At 55.1% G+C, this 603-nt stretch carries 1 protein-coding gene; it reads right to left on the bottom strand.

Features of this window, described 5'->3' with window-relative positions; genetic code table 11:
• On the bottom strand, positions 1–603 hold a 603-nt coding region (locus tag RMSM_RS31100; RefSeq protein WP_008706902.1), incomplete at both ends, for a type II and III secretion system protein family protein.

Below are 603 nucleotides of genomic sequence, written 5' to 3'. Positions count from 1 at the left end.
ACTTCCAAGAAACCACGAAGGTAAAACTCTTTGTCGTTCGGCGAATCGGAATTCAAACCGGGGCCACTGATCGGTGTTTCACACGGATCCATCGCGGCAACCACTTCCGGAGTCACGGTCACCAGCAATTCGATGTCGTTGCGACGTTCGTTGATCCGGCGAAAGAACGTACCGATGTATGGCAATTCGCCAAAAAACGGCGTTGATCGTCGAGTCGCCTCGGTTCGCGTCTGCAACAAACCGGCTAATGCAAACGTTTGTCCTGCCTGCAACTCCACTGCGGTTTCGACATAGCGATGGGTGAACGCGAACACTTGAGTCGATTCATTGATGATCGAACGTGACGAGTCCACCTCGCTGACCTCGGGTCGGACTTCCAAGCGAATCCGGCCGGGGCCGACCACGAACGGCAAAAAGTCAACCGAGGTTCCGTACTCTTCGTATCGGACCGATACCGCACCGTTGCCTGAGGGAACAATGTAAGGCACTTTACCACCGACGATGAAACGAGCAGGGCGTCCATGGGTGGCCACCACCGTGGGTTCGGCCAACAACTTCACCAAATCGTCCTGGCGAAGCGCTTTGATCAGAGCACTGAAGTCT

Source organism: Rhodopirellula maiorica SM1, from assembly GCF_000346295.1.
Classification (GTDB): domain Bacteria; phylum Planctomycetota; class Planctomycetia; order Pirellulales; family Pirellulaceae; genus Novipirellula; species Novipirellula maiorica.
The sequence above is the reverse complement of the archived record's forward strand: the minus strand, read 5'-3'. Positions and strand labels throughout refer to the sequence as shown.